Genomic DNA, 16,776 nt, shown 5'->3' on the forward strand with positions numbered 1-16,776 from the left:
CAATGCCGGCTTAGTAGCGATAGTGCTCGGCCTTGTACGGGCCTTCGACCGGCACGCCGATGTAGGCAGCCTGCTCGGGGCGCAGCGTCGTCAGCTGGGCGTTGAGGGTCTTCAGCTGCAGGCGCGCGACCTTTTCGTCGAGGTGCTTGGGCAGCGTGTAGACGCCCACCGGGTAGTCGGCGGTCTTGGTGAAGAGCTCGATCTGCGCGATGGTCTGGTTCGCGAAGCTCGACGACATCACGTAGCTCGGGTGGCCGGTGCCACAGCCCAGGTTCACCAGGCGGCCCTTGGCGAGCAGGATGATCCGCTTGCCGTCCGGGAAGATCACGTGATCGACCTGCGGCTTGATCTCTTCCCACTGGTACTTCTCGAGCGAGGCGACGTCGATCTCGTTGTCGAAGTGGCCGATGTTGCAGACGATGGCGTTGTTCTTCATCGCGGCCATGTGGTCGTGCTGGATCACATGGAAGTTGCCGGTGGTGGTGACGAAGATGTCGGCCTTGTCGGCGGCGTACTCCATGGTCACCACGCGGTAGCCTTCCATTGCGGCCTGCAGTGCGCAGATCGGGTCGATTTCGGTGACCCACACTTGTGCCGACAGCGCACGCAGTGCCTGAGCCGAGCCCTTGCCCACATCGCCGTAGCCGCACACCACGGCGATTTTGCCGGCGATCATCACGTCGGTGGCACGCTTGATGCCGTCGACCAGCGATTCGCGGCAGCCGTAGAGGTTGTCGAACTTCGACTTGGTGACCGAGTCGTTCACGTTGATCGCCGGGAACTTCAGATCGCCGCGCTGGTGCATCTGGTACAGGCGATGCACGCCGGTCGTGGTTTCTTCGGTGACACCCTTGATCTGTGCCAGACGCGTCGAGTACCAGGTCGGGTCGGTCGCGAGCTTGGCCTTGATGGCGGCGAAGAGGATGGTTTCTTCTTCGGACGTCGGCTTGGCGATCACCGACAGATCCTTCTCGGCCTTGGCGCCCAGGTGCAGCAGCAGCGTGGCGTCGCCGCCGTCGTCGAGGATCATGTTGGAAAAACCACCGTCGGCCCACTCGAAGATGCGGTGGGTGTAGTCCCAGTAGTCGGTCAGCGTTTCGCCCTTCACGGCGAAGACCGGGATGCCCTGCGCGGCGATCGCGGCGGCGGCGTGATCCTGCGTCGAGAAGATGTTGCATGAGGCCCAGCGCACTTCGGCGCCCAGCGCGGTGAGCGTCTCGATCAGCACCGCGGTCTGGATCGTCATGTGCAGCGAGCCGGTGATGCGCGCGCCCTTGAGCGGCTGCGCAGCGGCGTACTCTTCGCGGATCGCCATCAGGCCGGGCATTTCGCCCTCGGCAATCTTGATTTCCTTGCGGCCCCAGTCGGCGAGCGACAGGTCGGCGATGACGTAATCTTTGGTATCGACCACAGTGTTCATACGAACTCCTTGAACGGTGTGGCCGGGAGGGAAGCAGGGATGTGACCGGCAAGTTCCGGTTCGCTCACGCTACCCAAGCCCGGCGAGGGTTGGACAGGGTGAGCGCAGTTCTTGCCCGCCTGCGCGAACGCGCTCTGGCAGGGTCCGAGCCTGGGATTCGGGGCATGCCCGACTCTCGCAGCGCTCCTCGGAAGTTTCGGAGTATAGATCAACTCGCCCGCTTTGCCGACGCTATGCCGCTGAATACAAATGGAAACCGCTGCGACCCGGCGGGAAACACGTTGCCTGTGCGAGACTTTGCAGAATCCGAAGCGGCAACGAGGCAATCCGTGCAGTTCGAACATGTAGTGGTGATCAACGATCCGCTCGAGGCCCTGGCCGATACGCTCACGCGTGAACAGGTGTGGGCCGGGTTGATGTGGCGCGTCGAAGATCCCTGCGCTTTCCAGCCGGCGCTGGTGGGCTGCGAGATCCTCAGCCGCAGCGGGACGCAGGTGGAGCGTGTGCTGGATTTCGGCAGCTTCCGCATGCGCGACACCGTGCGTATCGAGCCTGATCGCGTGGTGAGCTTCGAATCGGCCGCAGAAGGCGAACGACCGGGCGCACAGCTGGCTGTCAGCATCGAAGAGCCGGGTGAAGGCTTGCTTGTGCTGCGTTTTGCCTACCGGACGACTTTGAACGAACAGAGCGGAGGCGACGCCGAATTCGCCGGTTACGTTAAGGCTGCCTACCGTGCCGCCGATATTGATACGGTGCGCTTGATTCGTGAGTTCGCCGCACGCGGTCGCGGCCACTGATCGGCCAGCTGCCGGCGGTCGACGTCCCGCCGGATCTTTCGCGCCAACGCTTTGTCATAATCCGACCTCCCGCACGCAGGCCCGTCGGCCTGAGAGGACGCTGTCATGCACTACCTGTACCGACTTCTGATCCTGTTCCTGAGCGCAGCCTTCCTTGCCGGCTGCGGTGGTGGCGGCGGGGGCGGCGGCCCGCAGACCGCAACGGTCACGGTGACCGGATTGAGCCCGTCCTTCGCCTTCCCGGGCGATACGGTTACGGTGATCGGCACCAACTTCAACAGTGTCACCGGCCTGCGCCTCGGTACCGCTGACGTCCCCTTCACGCTGATCAGCACGACGCGGCTGAGCTTCGTCGTGCCCGACTCCGCAGTCAGCGGCACGGTGACGCTGGTATCGGGTACCGCGACGGTCGATTCGCCGACCACGCTGACCGTGCTCGGCGTGCCGCAGGTCAGCAGCGTGTCGCCGACCAGCGCACGTCCGGGCGATTCGCTGACGCTGACCGGCACCAATCTGGCGAACGTGAGTCAGGTGCGTGTGGGCGGTGTTGCGGTGACCCCGACGGCGCGGACCGGCACCCAGCTCATCGTTGTCGTGCCGGCCGGTGCTGCCGACGGCAGCCTTGCCCTGGTGCTTTCCAACGGCAGCAGTCGTACGCTCACGCAGACCTTTACGCTACTGCCGGCGCTGATTTCCGTCAGCGCCATGTCGCCCACCAGCGGGCCGGAAGGCGTCTCGGTGCAGGTCACCGGCCTCGCGCTCGATACCGTCACGGGGGTCAGCGTGGGCGGTGTGGCCGCAACGGTGCTGGACAAGACGGCCACGTCGCTCGACTTTGCCGCCCCGGCTAAGAGCGGCAATGTGATCCTCAGTGGCCCTGGCGGGCAGTCGGTGCAGGCTGGCGTGTTTACGCTGACCACCGGTTCGGCGCCGGTCGTGACCATCTCGCGTGTCGATGTCGCTCAGGCGTACTCGCAACCGGTTGGCGCGACTTATCAGTTCCTCGTTCCCGGCAAGATCGCGCTGGTACGGGCCTACATCAGCGCCAACCAGCGCATCGCGAGCCCCAAGGTGACGGCAACGATCAGCGGTTGTGCGGCAAGCCCGACGCTCACGCTGAGCGGGCCGTCTGCGCTGCCGACGACCGCCCCGGCGCTGGACGATCTGGCGGGCACCTTCTCCGCGCAGATCCCCGCTTCATGCGTGCAGAGCGGGCTGCAAATCGGGGTGACGGTGGCTAATACCTCGCCCGCCAACAGCGGTGCCACCCGCAGCGCGACGCCGAGTGTCGGCCGGCCAACCAACCTGAACCTGGTGCTCGTACCGCTGGTGACGAACAACTCGACGGGTGCGGTGCCGGATGTCGAGGTCGTACGACGCATGTTCGCGCGCGCTTACCCGATCGATGCTTCGAGAATCACGATCAGCGTGCGGACGCCCTTTACGCTGACGACCAAGACAGTCAGCGGTACCGTCGACGGGAGCTGGAGTAGTGCCTTGCAGGAAGTCAGGCAACTGCGCGATCTCGAAGGCGGTGGAAAGCATTACTACGGCCTTGTGCCTTCGCCCGGATTCTCCGGCGGTACGTCTGGCCTCGCCTACCAGAATGGAGCAACCAATTCGGGCGGCGGTGCTTGGCTGGCTGCGATCGGGCTGGACTCGGTCGCGCTTGCTGCGAACCGCTTCGGCGCGAATGCATGGCTTGACACGATGACGCACGAGGTCGGCCACAACATGAGCTTGGGTCACGCACCCTGCGGCAGTCCGCCCGACGCCGAGGCCGACTTCCCCTACGCCGGAGGTGGCCTCGGGCCCTATCCGGTGCACGAGTTCGACAGCGACCGGAATGGCACTGCGGGCCCCGAAACGGTTTACTTCCCGGCCACCAGCGTCGCGCACGATGTGATGGGCTATTGCGATAGCGAGTGGTTCTCGGACTACAACTACAGCCGCGTGCAGACCTTCATGCAGAGCTTCACCTATCCGCAGATCACGCCGTTCGCCGAGCCGGTCGAGATGCTGGATTTCTTCGGTGATATCCGCGATAACAAGGTGCGGTTGGCGCCCCCCGGCGCGCGCATGTCAACCCAGCCCTATGCCGCGGGAGGCGCCTTCACTTTGCGTGTGACGACCGCTGCGGGTGCCGTGGTCGAGGTGCCCTTCACGCCAGTGAAGGTGGCCGACGAGGCTGGCAGCAGCCTGCAGCATTTCCATGTGGCGCTGCCCAACCCCGGCACGATTGCGAAGGTCGAGGTGTTGCAGGGGGCGATGACGCTGCCGCTGACGCTGGATTCTCCGCCGGTGGCCGCTGCGCAGTCGGTCGGCGATACGGCGACCAGTGCGTCACCGCTCAGCTGGAGCGAGGCGAATGGCATGCTGAGCGTGACCTGGGATGCCACTCGTTACCCGGTGCTGCGCGTGCGCCAGCTCGGTACGGAACCGATGCTGCTGGCGCTGCAACTGACGGGAGGCAAGGCCACGTTGCCGCTGACCGGCGTGCCGGCCGGCGGCAAGTGGGAATTCAGTCTCTCGGGCGGCTTCAACGCCCGTTCGCTGACACTCGCCCGCTGAGCGGGCGCGTTAGCTGAACGCCACTCAGGCGGCGTCGCAGCGCAGCGCGGAGAGATCGGCCTCGCTGAGCCAGCGCCATTCGCCGGGTGCGAGGTCGGCCGGCAAGGCGAGGCGGCCGATTTCTCCGCGGTGGAGTGCTTCGACGCGGTTGCCGGCTGCACCGATCATGCGCTTGACCTGGTGGTACTTGCCGCCAGTGATCGTCAGGCGCAGCAGGCACTCACCGATGATTTCGCAGCCTGCCGCGACCACCGGCTCGGGCTCGTCGTGCAGTTCCACGCCAGCAAGCAGCGCAGAGACCAGCTCCGGCGTGGCCGGGTGCTTCAGCGTGACGGTGTAGATCTTTGGGATCGCGCGTTTCGGCGAGCTGAGCTGATGAATCAGCTGACCATCTTCCGTGAGGATCAGCAGGCCGGTGGTGTCTTCGTCGAGACGGCCGACGGCCTGTACGCCACGTGCGCGCAGTGGTGCGGGCAGCAGCGCGAACACGCTGGGGTGGTGCACCGGCTTGTGCGACACCTCGTAACCGGCGGGCTTGTGCAGCATCACATAGGCCACCTCGCGGTATGACCATAGCTCGCCATCGACCTCGAATTCCAGCCCGGCCGGATCAAGTTCGACAAAGGGGTCGTCCATCTCTTCGCCATTCACGCGGACAAAGCCGTGGCGCACCAGGCCGCGGCATTCCTTGCGGCTGCCAAAGCCCTGAGACTGGAGGATGCGGTCGAGTTGCATCGGGAGATTCCTTTTTCGCGAAGGCGCGGACTATACGCCCAACTCGCCCTCACTTGGCACCGACATGGGCGGCATGGCAGGGAACGAGCGCGCCGGGCAGTCAGCGCGTGGATGCCACAGCGGCTAGCGTAGTGACTCGAATTTGGGCAGCGCAAGCCGCCAGCGAATTGCCGCCAGCCGCAGCAGGAAGATCAGCGTGCCGCTCCAGAACGCCGCCCAGGGCGCATTGAAATCCAGTGCGAGCAGGGCGACAAGGCTCAGCGCGCCGGCGCCCGCGGCCGTGGCGTACAGCTCGCCGCGGAACACCACCGGCTCTTCATTCGCCAGCACATCGCGCAGGATGCCGCCGACCACGCCAGTGATCACGCCCATCAGCGCGGCGACTGTCCAGTGGGTCCCGGCGTTCAGCGCCACCTTGGTGCCGACGATCGTAAACAGAGCGAGGCCGATTGCGTCGGGAATCAGGAACAGGTCAAGCGGCAGGCGCATGCGGCGCGCCGCCGCGAAGGCCGCAATACCGGCCAGTGCGGCGGCGATCAGGTAGGTCGGGTCGGCAACCCAGAATACCGTGCGCCCCAGCAGCAGATCGCGCGTTGTGCCGCCACCCAGCGCTGCGGCAAAAGCGACCACCACCACGCCGAAGGCGTCGAACTGCTTGCGGCCGACTTCCAGCACCGCCGCCGCCGCGCAGGCAGCTACCGCGGCGATGCCGAGCCAGTAACCAAGCAGGGAAATACTCACGGCAGGCGCGGGCAGTTGCATCACGTTCAGGGCATGCTGAGAGAGCCGCCAAGCATACCCTTGCGAACGCACCCGCCCTTGCGCCGGGCCAAATGCGCGGCGATCAGACGCCGTGCTGCTGCAACCACGCCAGCGCCTTGGGCCAAGCGTCTGCCGCCGCGGCAGGGTTGAAGCTTGGGCGATAGTCGGCGAGGAAACCGTGATCCGCCTCCGGGTAGATGCGCACTTCGGATCGGCTGCCAGCCGCCTTCAGCGCGGCCCCCATCTTCTCGACCGAATCGACTGGAATGCCCTGGTCCTTGCCACCGTAGAAACCCAGCACCGGCGCCTTGATCTCGCCAACCAGGTCGATCGGGTGCTTCGGCGACAACTCGCTCGGCGCGCTGACCAGGCGTCCGTACCAGGCCACGCCCGCCTTCAGGTTCGGGTTGTGTGCGGCATAAAGCCAGGTGATGCGGCCGCCCCAGCAGAAGCCGGTGATGCCGAGCCGTGCTGCGTTGCCACCGTTCTTGCCGGCCCAGGCGGCGGCGGCATCGAGGTCGCGCATGACCTGCGCATCCGGTACCTTGGAGATCACGTTCTCGAAGATCTTGGGAATCGTGTCGTACTGGGTTGGATCGCCCTGGCGCGCAAACAGATCGGGCGCAACCGCGAGATAGCCCACTTTCGCGAGGCGGCGGCAGATGTCCTGAATCCACTCATGCACGCCGAAGATCTCTTCCACCACCAGCACGACCGGGAAAGGCCCTTTTCCGGCAGGCATCGCGCGGTAGCCGCGCAGCGTGATGTCGCCGGCCGGGATTTCTACCGTGCCGGCGACGAGGCCGTCGGCAGGCGTTTTGATCACGCTCTGCGCAGCGACAGGCGGCACGGCCAGCGCGAAGCCGCTCGCCACGAGACCGGCGACGAACTCACGTCGGTTCGCCACACGGGCGGGTGAGAGGCTGTCGAATTCCTGTTGCAGGGGCTGCTGCGATCCGGTTTGCATCGTGGGCTCTCCGTGGTTGGGGTCTGCAATGGACGCGCCAGACCGGAAAAGATTCCCGGCCGTGTGTTGCCATCGGGACTTGAGCGCGTGGTGGGATCGCCGGACAATCCGCAATCCTTCCTGCTGCGATTCTTCCATGCGCCTCGTTTCCGGTGTTGTGCTCTCCCTGCTCACGCTACTGCCCACGCTCGCGTTTGCGCAGCGCCAGCTCGTCTGGGGCGAAACCGAAATCATCGGCATCAAGCGCCTGACGCGCGAGCAGGTCACCTCACAATTGCCCATCAAGCCGGGTGAGGCCGTCACGCAGAACGAGAAGGAAATGCTCAAGTGGTGCGAAAAACTCAAGAAGCTGCCAATCGCCGCGGTGTCGTGCAATGGCGCGATGGTCGGAAGCCGCCTGCACTACGTCGTCGAGATTCTTGAAGACGCCAGCGCAGACCCGGTGCTGCAACCCTCCACCGCGCCGCGCGCCGCCGCCCGCGTGCCGCCGGAAGCGCGCCAGCTGATCGCGCAGCGCGAGTACCGCGTGCAGGAAGTGCTGGCGGATGGCTACATGCCGGGGGAACGCATTACGCCATCGGGCATCGTGGTTGCGGAAGATCCGGAACTGCGCACTTTCGATGCGCAGTTGCGCGATCTTGCAAACGGCCAGCAGGACCGCATGATCGCGATCGCGCTCGACGCCCGCCACCCCGAGCGCAAGGACGCGATCGCGATGCTCTCCTGGACCGGGCGGCCGGAAGCATCCATCGCCGCGCTGCACGGCCGGATGCTGGACCCGGACAACGAAGTGCGCAACCTCACCGGCCGCCTGGTGCTCACCTTCATCGAATGGATCAAGGATCCCGCGGTGGCCGATGCACTTGCCGGCACGCTGGCGCAGGTACTCACGTTGCCCAGCCACACCGATCGCACCAAGGCACTCGCTGCGCTGGGCCAGCTCTACGCGCTGCACCCGGAAATCCGCGGCACGTTGCAGCGTGTTGCGCGCGAACCGCTGACGGAGATCGCACGCACCAGCGTGCTGCCGAACGTTGGCGGCGATGCGCGGGGCTTGCTTGCCGCGATCGGCGATTGAATCGCTGAAGCCTGAGCCTTGTGCGCGGGGGTTGGGGGCCCAGCCTGCGCGTCCTATCGTGCACCGCGCTGCCGATGTGACGACATATTTCTCGGTGCACTGCGAACTCGTCTGGGAGTCGCAGCATGGATGTGAGCCCCGTCATATCGGGTGACGGACGGGCTACCTAGAATTTCGCCCTTTGACCCGTGGTGCTCGCCGCAAGACTGCTCTCCCGATTGGAAGCATTGAATCCGATTCGGCAGGAACAATCCCCACATCCGCCCCGACCCGACCGTCCCCTCAATCCATGTTCAAGACACTTGTAAACGCCAGCATCGCATGTGCACTGCTGATTTCCTCGGTATTCCCATCCGTGTTTGCCGCGCCGATCCCGGTTGAAACGCTGTTCCGGCATGCGCAGAACCGCGACATGAAGCTCTCGCCAGACGGTCGTTTCGTTGCAGGCCTGGCAACGGTGGGTGGTCGAATCAACCTCGTCGTGGTCGATCTCGACAACACCAAGGCATTCCCAGTCACCGGCTTCAAGGATATGGACGTTGGCCGTTTCGCTTGGGTTAACGACAACCGCCTCGTACTCTCCGCGACGGATGACCGCTCGGGTTCCAGTAGCTCCGACCAGTTCTTTGCCGGCAGCGGTGGTATCTATGCGGTTGACCGCGACGGAAGCAACTGGCGCGAGGTGATTCCGTCGCCCAAGAAGCAGGTTGGCGACGGTGCGTGGCACCCCACGTACGCCTACCTGCGCCGGGCGATGGAGGACGGCAGTGATGATGTAATCGTCCAGACCGCCAAGTACGGCACCAAGGCGCTCGTACTGGAGCGGGTCAACACGCGCAATGCAAAACGGCAGACATTGACCTACAACATGCCTGGTCAGGTCATCGACGCCGTGGTCGATGCAAAAGGTGTCGTGCGTTCAGTAGTGACGGTCAACAAAAGCGAGACCCGCGGCACGTTGTGGCTGCGTGACAGCGCTGACGCGCCATGGGTGAAGCTCGAAGAATTCGGCATGCTTGAGCACGATCAGGTCTGGCCGGCGGCCTTCGATGCATCGGGCAAAGAGCTTTATGTGTTGAGCGCGCGGGGGCGGGACACCACGGCCTTGTTCGCGTACGACATTGCAAACCGGAAGCTTGGCGAGCAATTGGTCGCCCACCCGGTGGCCGACCTGGCGGATTCCGGTCTGATCTTCGCCCGCAAGTCGCGCGAGCTTCAGGGCGTCACCGTCTTTGGCGACGCCGAGCCTGAGACGGCATGGTTCGACGAGGCGTGGGCGACGGTGCAGGCACGCGTTGACGCAACGCTCAAAGGGCGTGTCAACATGGTGCGCGGCAATGCTTCCGGGCGCGTCCTTGTCTACTCCTATTCGGATACCGCGCCCGGTGAGTACTTCCTTTACGACGTCAAGGCGGGCCATATCGAACCGCTGCTGAAGACGCGACCGGATCTTGACGGCGCCGAGTTTTCTGCGACGCGAGCACTTCGCTACCCCGCGCGCGACGGACTTGCGATTCCGGCCTACCTCACGCTGCCAAAAGGCACGGCGCCGAAGCGCCTTCCGCTTGTCGTGCTGGTGCATGGTGGCCCCTGGTCCCGCGACCGCTGGGGTTTCAATGCCGAGGTTCAGTTCCTGGCCAGCCGGGGCTACGCGGTGCTGCAACCGCAGTTCCGCGGGTCGATGGGCTTCGGCAGCCACCTGTTTTCGGCGGGCTTCAAGCAGTGGGGCCTGAAGATGCAGGACGATCTGAACGACGGGGTCAGCATGCTGGCGAAGCAGGGCACGATCGACCCTTCGCGTGTCTGCATCATGGGCGCGAGCTACGGTGGCTTTGCAACGATGTCGGCGCTGGCGCGCGACGCGGACAAGTATCGCTGCGGCATCAACATGGTCGGTGTGACCGATCCGGCGCTGTTCTTCTCGATCAGTTGGTCTGACCATGCTGACAGCGCCTGGATCGAAAATGACGCAAAGATCATGATCGGCGATCCGGACGCGGATGCCGAGATGTTCAACCGGGTGTCACCGTTGAAGAACGCCAAATCGATCCGTGCGCCGGTGCTGATGGCCTACGGCGCCGAGGACTCCCGCGTGCCGCTCCCGCATGGCGAGAAGATGCGCGATGCGTTGCAGGCAAACGGAACCCCCGTCGAATGGCACGTCTTCGCCGGCGAAGGGCACGGCTTCCACATCGAAGAGAACCGCTTCCAGCTCTACCACGCAATCGAGCGTTTCCTGGCCAAGTACAACCCGGCCGATTGATCGTGGCGATCGAGGTGGCGCTTGCCGCGCCGCCTCAGTCGAACTTGAACTTCACTTGCCCGCCGATGTAGCCCGAGTATTCGCGGATCGATGGGGCGCCGACGAGGTTGAAGCCGAAGCGGCCCCACTGGAAGCTCGCCATCGGCAGCGCGACGACTGGCGTCCAGTAGCCGCTGGCGAGGCCGACGAACACGCCGAGCTTCACATGCTCCCACTTCACCAGCTCGGGTTCCCAGCGGGCGCCGGCGTAGAACGTGTCCTTGTCGTAGCTGTTGCGGTAGTAGCCGGCCATCCATGACAGCGGATACTCCTCGGAGGGGCGTTCCCAACCGGCGCCGGGGTTGTCGGCGCGGTATTCGTCGCGACGCTCGAAGTGGTAGGAATAGCCCGAGATTACGAGCCAGTCCTCGGCCGCGGCGGGCAGGGGCAGGCTGAGCAGGGCTGCGGCGACCAAAAGCGTGCGGGTGTACGACATGAATGCAGGTGCGTGCGAGATCGGGAACGCGGAGCGTACCACCGCCGCGGGTGTCACAATCGCGGGTCGTCCTGCCCCGATGAACTGATCATGCCGAACGATGCGCTTCTCCTCCGTCTCAACGCCTTGCGTGGTGATGATCCGTCGCTGACCAATGGCAACAGCAATCACCTGCCGATGGTGCTGGCGGCGCTGCATGCGCTGGGTGCCGCGCCAGCGCGCCTGGATGCCTATGCCGAAGCGCAGCGCGGCCTGATCAGGCCCTTGGCGGTGCAGACTCCAGCTGGCGGCTTTGCGGCCAGTTGGGCTGACTTCGAGGCGCAGATCGCTGCGGACGGCCGCGATGCAGTGCTGCGTCGCGAGTTGCCACACTTGCTCGAGGGTCTGGTTACCGCGGCGTTTCACGGTTTGATCCGGCTCGCCTACGGTGTGCGGTTCGGCGTGGATGTCGAGACGGCCGCCGGGCTTGCGGTGCTGAGCGCCTTCCGCCGGGAGACTCCGCTTCCGACCGCTGCCGGCAGCACCGGCGCGGCGGAGGGCTTGCGCAGTCTGTCGCAAGGCACGGCCCTCGCGAACGTGGTGTTCGAGCGCCCGATGATCATGGGGCGCTTGGCGGAAGTGCTGGCGCATCCCGCGTTTCTGGCCGCGGTGCCGCCCTTGCGGATCGAGAAGGGTGCGGCGCGCGCCTGGCACTCGCTCGCAGTCACCGCCGCCCGCCTCTACCGTGCCACCGGTGACTTCACCGCGTTGCACCTGGTCACCGGTCTGCATGCGTTGCGCGTGCTGTGGCCGTGGATGGCCGCGCCGGAGCCGGTGCTTCAGCGCTACTGGTTGGCCTTCTGCGCGGCCTATGTTGCGATTGGCCGACCGTGGCCGATGAGCTTGCGGCCGCTGCCGGATCCATTGCCGCCCTGGGCGGCGCTGCGCGCCGCGGCGATCGCCAGCAGCGACGATCATGTGATCAAACTGGTCGATAGCTGTGACGCGCTCGCACGCGATTTCGACCCGGATACCTCGGAGCTGCCGGGCTTGCTGCATGCTTGCGCGGCGCAGGTTGTGACGGCCGATACACACTGACAAAGTGTACCCGGTGGGCGGTGATAGCCTGCCGGGCTGCACGGGCCTTTGGCCCCTGCTCCTAATCGATCTGTCGCGGGAGCCTGTTCCGATGTTCGTTCGCTTTACCCTGGCGGCGGCCTGTCTGGCCGCCGTTTCCGCATCTTGCGCTGTGTTCGCGGGTGACGAAGACCCGTATCAATGGCTGGAGGCGGTTGATACCCCTGCCTCACTGGACTGGGTGCGTGCCCGCAACGCCGAGACCCTGCCCAAGCTCGAGCAGGCACCGGGATATGAGGCCTTGCATGCGCGCCTGCTGAACATCTACAACTCGCCGCAACGGCTGGTGCCGGTGACCTTGATTGGATCGCGCGCCTACAACTTCTGGCAAGACGCCGAGCACCCGCGCGGCATCTGGCGCAGCACCCCGTTGGCCGACTACCGCACGGGCACACCACGCTGGCGCACGGTGCTCGACGTTGATGCGCTGGGCCACGCGGAGGGGCAGTCGTGGGTGTGGAAAGGTGTTGAATGCCTTGGGCCGAGCGGCGAGCGTTGCCTGGTAAAGCTCTCTCGCGGCGGTGGTGATGCGGTGGAAATCCGCGAGTTCGACACGCGTACCGGCGATTTCGTCGCCGGGGGGTTCCGCATCGCTCATGCGAAGACCGAAATCACCTGGGTAGATCGCGACACGCTGATCGTGGGTACCGATTTCGGGCCCGGCAGCCTCACCGATTCCGGCTATGCGCGCATCCTCAAGCGTTGGAGGCGTGGCACGCCGATCGAACAGGCGCAGACGATCTTCGAGGCGGGCAAAGAGGACATGATGGTTTCCGCCGTTCTCGACCAGACGCAGGCTGCGCCGCGCAACTTCATCGTCCGCCGGCCGAGCTTCTTCACCGAGGAGATTTACGCCATCGGGCAGCAAGCCAAAGCGGTGAAACTCGACAAGCCGGACAGCGCCAAGGCGCTGGTGTGGCGCGACCGCTTGATACTTGAGTTGCGCGACGACTGGACGCGCAACGGACACAGTTTTGCAAAGGGTTCGCTGCTCGCGCTGCCGCTCGACAGTGCCCGTGCGCGCACCGCGGTACCTGAGGTCTTGTTCGCCCCGAGCGCAACGGTGGCGATGGAGGAATGGCACGCCGTGAAGGACGGCTTCGTGCTCAATCTGCTCGACCGGGTGCGTGGGCGGGTGATGGAGGTGCGCCCGGGTCGCAAGGGATGGTCGCAGCGCGTGGTGCCGGTACCCGAGTTGGGCGCGAGCAAGACGATGCCGCTTGATGCCGAACGCTCGAACGACTACCTGCTGACCACCTCGGACTACCTCACACCCTCAACACTCAGCTATCTGCACTTTGGCAAACCCGGCGCGCAGGTGCTGCAGCGCTTGCCAGCCTTCTTCGACGCGTCGCGGCTGGAGGCGGCACAGTACGAAGCCACGTCACGTGACGGCACCCGGGTGCCCTATTTCATCGTCATGCCGAAGGGCGTGCCGCGCGACGGATCACTGCCCACGGTGCTGTACGGCTACGGCGGTTTTGAAGTCGCCCTGACGCCCGCGTACAACGGTGGCGTTGGGGCAGGCTGGCTCGAAAAAGGCGGCGCCTACGTGGTGGCGAACATCCGCGGCGGGGGTGAATTCGGCCCGCGCTGGCACGCGGCAGCCTTGAAGGAGAAGCGCCAGAACGCCTACGACGATTTCATCGCGGTCGCAGAGAACCTGATCCAGCGCGGCATCACCTCGCCGAAGCGGCTCGCGATCATGGGTGGCAGCAACGGCGGGCTGTTGGTGGGGGCGACCGAAGTGCAGCGACCAGACCTGTTTGCCGCAGTGGTGTGTCAGGTGCCGTTGCTGGACATGAAGCGCTATCACCTGTTGCTGGCGGGCGCGTCGTGGATGGGCGAATACGGGAATCCTGACATCGCCGAGGAGTGGGCCTACATCTCGAAGTACTCGCCGTATCAGAACCTGAAGGCGGGCGTGACATATCCGCGCACCCTGTTTGTCACGTCCACGCGCGACGATCGGGTACACCCCGGCCATGCGCGGAAGATGGCGGCGCGCATGCGCGAGTTCGGCCAGGACGTTTGGTACTTCGAGAACATGGAGGGCGGGCACGCCGGGGCCGCCGACAACACGCAGCGGGCGAGGATGTGGGCCCTGACCTGGACCTTCCTCGACCAGACGCTGCGCTGAAAAGCCCTGCGCTCGCCTAGCCAATGAAAACGGGCCGGTGCTTCAAGCGACCGGCCCGTTTCTGTTTTGCGTGGCTGATCAGCGTTTGGCGACCGGCGTCCATCCCTTGTCGGGGTTGAACAGCGTCGTCTTGGCCGCGATCGCCGCGGTGTTTGCCCCGAGATCCTTCTCAAGAATCACGCCGTTCTGGTTCACGATGAACGACTTCACCCCACTCAAGCCGTACTTGGCGGGATAGGCGAGCACCGCAAAACCGCCGACCAGGCCATTCACGGTGTAGGTCTGCGCGCCACCCACGGCATCCGGACCTTGCCCGGTCAGCATCTTGAACAGGTAACCGTGGAAGGGCGCGCCGCGCGCGTGTTTGCCGTAGCCCTCGGCCTGCGCATCGGCGACGAGCGGCCCCAGCGGGCTCGGCGCCTCACCCTCGGCGGTCTGCCAGTAGAGGCCGTCACGCTTGCCCTCGCTGCTGGTAAAGCGTGCCGCGTACTCCGGCGAGCCGTTTCCGTTGCGATCCATCAGCGCGTACTCACGCTGGGCAGCGACGACCTCCTTGAGCACCTCGATGGTCGAGAGCTCGTTCATGCCGACGCGGCGGTTGATCAGTTCTTCCTTGCCCTGTTCGGCGTCGAAACGCCAGCCGCCCGCCACGCGCATGATCGGAAACGAGAAGGGGTAGCGGCCGGGCCCAACGATCAGCACCGCGCGGCCGTCGGCTACTTCGACCACGGTGTGCTGTGCGTCGTAGGCCTCGACAAAGCTCTGCCACACCTTGATGTCGGTCGGCCTGTCGCCGGTGAATACCCAGTCGCGTGCCTTGCCGCCCAAGACGGCGAGTACCGCTTTGCCATCGGCGGCCTTGAGGCTGTCGACCAGTGCGGCGGCTGCTTCTTCAGGTTGTGGGAAGACGCGTGGCGCGCCGCCGGCAGCGAAAGCGGGCAGGGCGATCAGTGCGCCGGCGAAGGTGATTCCACGCAGGGTGCGCGCGAGGCGCGAAGAGTGCGAATTGGTCATCGGTTCATCATCCGTTCTGCGTTGCGCATCACTCAACGGCGGCGTCCGCCGCCACCACCGGCCCGTGCGCCGCCGCTCGCACGCGCGCCACCGCTGCTGCTCATGCCGGCACGGCTGGAGCTGCCGCGGCTGCTGTAGTCGTTGGCTCGCGCACCGGAGTTCACGCCACCGAAAGCGGAGCTGGAGCTGCGATCGCTCGTCGACGCGCGCGGTTGCGCACTCCCGCGGTCGCCAGCGGCGCTGCGATCCATGCTTCCCGCGCGATTGTCGGCTGCGCCACTGCCGGCTCGGTTGCTCGCGCTGGCGCGATCGCTGGTGCCGGCGCTGGGGCGACTGCCCGCCGCATTGCGATCGAAACCCTGCTGGCCGAGGTCTTGCCGGCCGGTTTCTGCGCGGCCGCGGAACTCATCGCGGGCTTTGTTGTTTTGGACCTGTGCGCCGCCGAACTTGCTTTGCGCACCCTGACTTTGGTAGGGCACGCCACGACGTTGCTCGGGGTTGTGTTCCCACTTGCCGTTCTTGACGTTGTTGACCGTGTTCTTGTCGAAGTGATTGACCTGGTTGTAGCGGTCGATATCGATGTTGATGTCGTTGCCGCCCCAGTTGCAGTTACCCCACAAGGCGCCACCGACGACCACACCGGCCGTGAAGGTGAAGAAGGCTGCGCCGGGCACGTAGCCGGGCGGGTAGTAGTAGTAGGGCGGCGGCGCCGGGTACCACCAGGTGCCGTAAACGACCGCCGGGTTGTAAGTCGGCACGTACACCACCTGCGGATCAGCCTGCTCGATCTTGATCACGGTCGTGCCGCCTTCATTGGCGGTGCTGACTTTCTGCTCCTTGGTGTCGGCGAGCGAGCCGGCCTGCTTGGCCTTGGTACGCAGTTTCTGCACCGTTTCCATCACGGCCTTCTGCTGGCCGAGGAAGGCGTCGCCCAGCTTCTGCGTCCAGTCGATCTTCTCGCTCATCATGTCGAGCACCGACGGGAAGGTCGCCAGCGACTTCACGCTGGGGTCCCAGGTCTGTTTCGCGAGTTCGTCTTCGAGCGCCTTGCCGTCGACCTTCGGATTGGCCTTGCGCCAGCGCGCGGCTTCTACGATGTCGAGCGGGTAAGTGGAGCCCATCAGGATCTGCGCGAGCAGCGCATCCGGGTGCAGCGCGATCGGCGCCAGCAACTCATCGAGTTCCTGCTGCGAGAAGACCTTGCCGGACGATTGTTTGGCGGGCGCGCTCGCCGCAGCGGTTTCGGCAAACGCCGGAACAAGCGGGGCGCTGACCGTCAATGCGACAGCGCCGGACATGAGCAGCGAAAGGATTCGGGACGGCCGGGACGGCATGCGTTTTCTCCTGGATGCGCGGCAGACGGGCAGTGTAGAACGCGGATCGCCGCGCAGGAAAGCCCGGGCGCAAAAAGAAGAAGGGGCCGAAGCCCCTTCTTGCG

General features: G+C 65.2%; 13 protein-coding genes and 1 riboswitch. Of the genes, 6 read left to right on the forward strand and 7 right to left on the reverse strand.

Annotated elements, in window-relative coordinates; all coding sequences use genetic code 11:
• Window positions 1–10: 10 nt before the first annotated feature.
• Entirely contained in the window at window positions 11–1,420 is a 1,410-nt protein-coding gene (gene ahcY / locus JY500_RS01235) for an adenosylhomocysteinase (RefSeq protein WP_172201659.1), read from the reverse strand.
• Window positions 1,421–1,513: 93 nt separating this feature from the next.
• Window positions 1,514–1,615: riboswitch (S-adenosyl-L-homocysteine riboswitch) on the reverse strand.
• Between the two features lie 134 nt (window positions 1,616–1,749).
• Here ahcY and JY500_RS01240 point away from each other — a divergent pair.
• Complete coding sequence (locus tag JY500_RS01240; protein WP_206254789.1) at window positions 1,750–2,217, forward strand: SRPBCC family protein; 468 nt, start codon at window positions 1,750–1,752, stop codon at window positions 2,215–2,217.
• 105 nt (window positions 2,218–2,322) lie between these two features.
• Window positions 2,323–4,788 (forward strand): IPT/TIG domain-containing protein, encoded by a 2,466-nt coding sequence (locus tag JY500_RS01245; RefSeq protein WP_206254790.1) that lies wholly within the window; start codon window positions 2,323–2,325, stop codon window positions 4,786–4,788.
• A gap of 24 nt (window positions 4,789–4,812) precedes the next feature.
• On the opposite strand, the gene JY500_RS01250 is transcribed toward JY500_RS01245, so the two are convergent.
• From JY500_RS01250 to JY500_RS01260, 3 genes are all read right to left on the reverse strand, one after another.
• The gene (locus tag JY500_RS01250) at window positions 4,813–5,523 is read right to left on the reverse strand and encodes a pseudouridine synthase (RefSeq protein ID WP_206254791.1); all 711 of its coding nucleotides are present in this window, start codon (window positions 5,521–5,523) and stop codon (window positions 4,813–4,815) included.
• 123 nt (window positions 5,524–5,646) lie between these two features.
• Window positions 5,647–6,264: a trimeric intracellular cation channel family protein gene (locus JY500_RS01255; protein ID WP_246479738.1), complete on the reverse strand. Its 618-nt coding sequence runs from the start codon at window positions 6,262–6,264 to the stop codon at window positions 5,647–5,649.
• A 103-nt stretch (window positions 6,265–6,367) separates the two neighbouring features.
• Window positions 6,368–7,252, reverse strand: a complete 885-nt coding sequence (locus tag JY500_RS01260; RefSeq protein ID WP_206254792.1) for a dienelactone hydrolase family protein — start codon at window positions 7,250–7,252, stop codon at window positions 6,368–6,370.
• Between the two features lie 136 nt (window positions 7,253–7,388).
• Here JY500_RS01260 and JY500_RS01265 point away from each other — a divergent pair, with 136 nt between their 5' ends.
• Entirely contained in the window at window positions 7,389–8,330 is a 942-nt protein-coding gene (locus tag JY500_RS01265; RefSeq protein ID WP_206254793.1) for a hypothetical protein, read from the forward strand.
• 289 nt (window positions 8,331–8,619) lie between these two features.
• Window positions 8,620–10,593 carry a S9 family peptidase gene (locus JY500_RS01270; protein WP_206254794.1) on the forward strand — a complete coding sequence of 658 codons (1,974 nt, stop codon included), beginning with the start codon at window positions 8,620–8,622 and terminating at the stop codon, window positions 10,591–10,593.
• Window positions 10,594–10,627: 34 nt separating this feature from the next.
• Here JY500_RS01270 and JY500_RS01275 read toward each other — a convergent pair whose 3' ends face one another.
• A complete protein-coding gene (locus JY500_RS01275) occupies window positions 10,628–11,068 on the reverse strand; it encodes a hypothetical protein (protein WP_206254795.1) in 441 nt (146 codons plus the stop codon).
• A 90-nt stretch (window positions 11,069–11,158) separates the two neighbouring features.
• Between JY500_RS01275 and JY500_RS01280 the strand changes: the two genes are divergently transcribed.
• Together JY500_RS01280 and JY500_RS01285 are read left to right on the forward strand one after the other, a co-directional pair.
• Window positions 11,159–12,145, forward strand: a complete 987-nt coding sequence (locus tag JY500_RS01280; RefSeq protein ID WP_206254796.1) for a questin oxidase family protein — start codon at window positions 11,159–11,161, stop codon at window positions 12,143–12,145.
• 91 nt (window positions 12,146–12,236) lie between these two features.
• Complete coding sequence (locus JY500_RS01285) at window positions 12,237–14,324, forward strand: prolyl oligopeptidase family serine peptidase (RefSeq protein ID WP_206254797.1); 2,088 nt, start codon at window positions 12,237–12,239, stop codon at window positions 14,322–14,324.
• 78 nt (window positions 14,325–14,402) lie between these two features.
• Here the strand turns inward: JY500_RS01285 and JY500_RS01290 are convergent, their stop codons facing one another.
• Both JY500_RS01290 and JY500_RS01295 read right to left on the reverse strand, forming a co-directional pair.
• Window positions 14,403–15,338 carry a DUF2950 domain-containing protein gene (locus JY500_RS01290; protein ID WP_206254798.1) on the reverse strand — a complete coding sequence of 312 codons (936 nt, stop codon included), beginning with the start codon at window positions 15,336–15,338 and terminating at the stop codon, window positions 14,403–14,405.
• A gap of 32 nt (window positions 15,339–15,370) precedes the next feature.
• Window positions 15,371–16,672 carry a DUF3300 domain-containing protein gene (locus JY500_RS01295; protein ID WP_206254799.1) on the reverse strand — a complete coding sequence of 434 codons (1,302 nt, stop codon included), beginning with the start codon at window positions 16,670–16,672 and terminating at the stop codon, window positions 15,371–15,373.
• Window positions 16,673–16,776 lie beyond the last annotated feature (104 nt).

Source organism: Niveibacterium microcysteis, from assembly GCF_017161445.1.
Classification (GTDB): domain Bacteria; phylum Pseudomonadota; class Gammaproteobacteria; order Burkholderiales; family Rhodocyclaceae; genus Niveibacterium; species Niveibacterium microcysteis.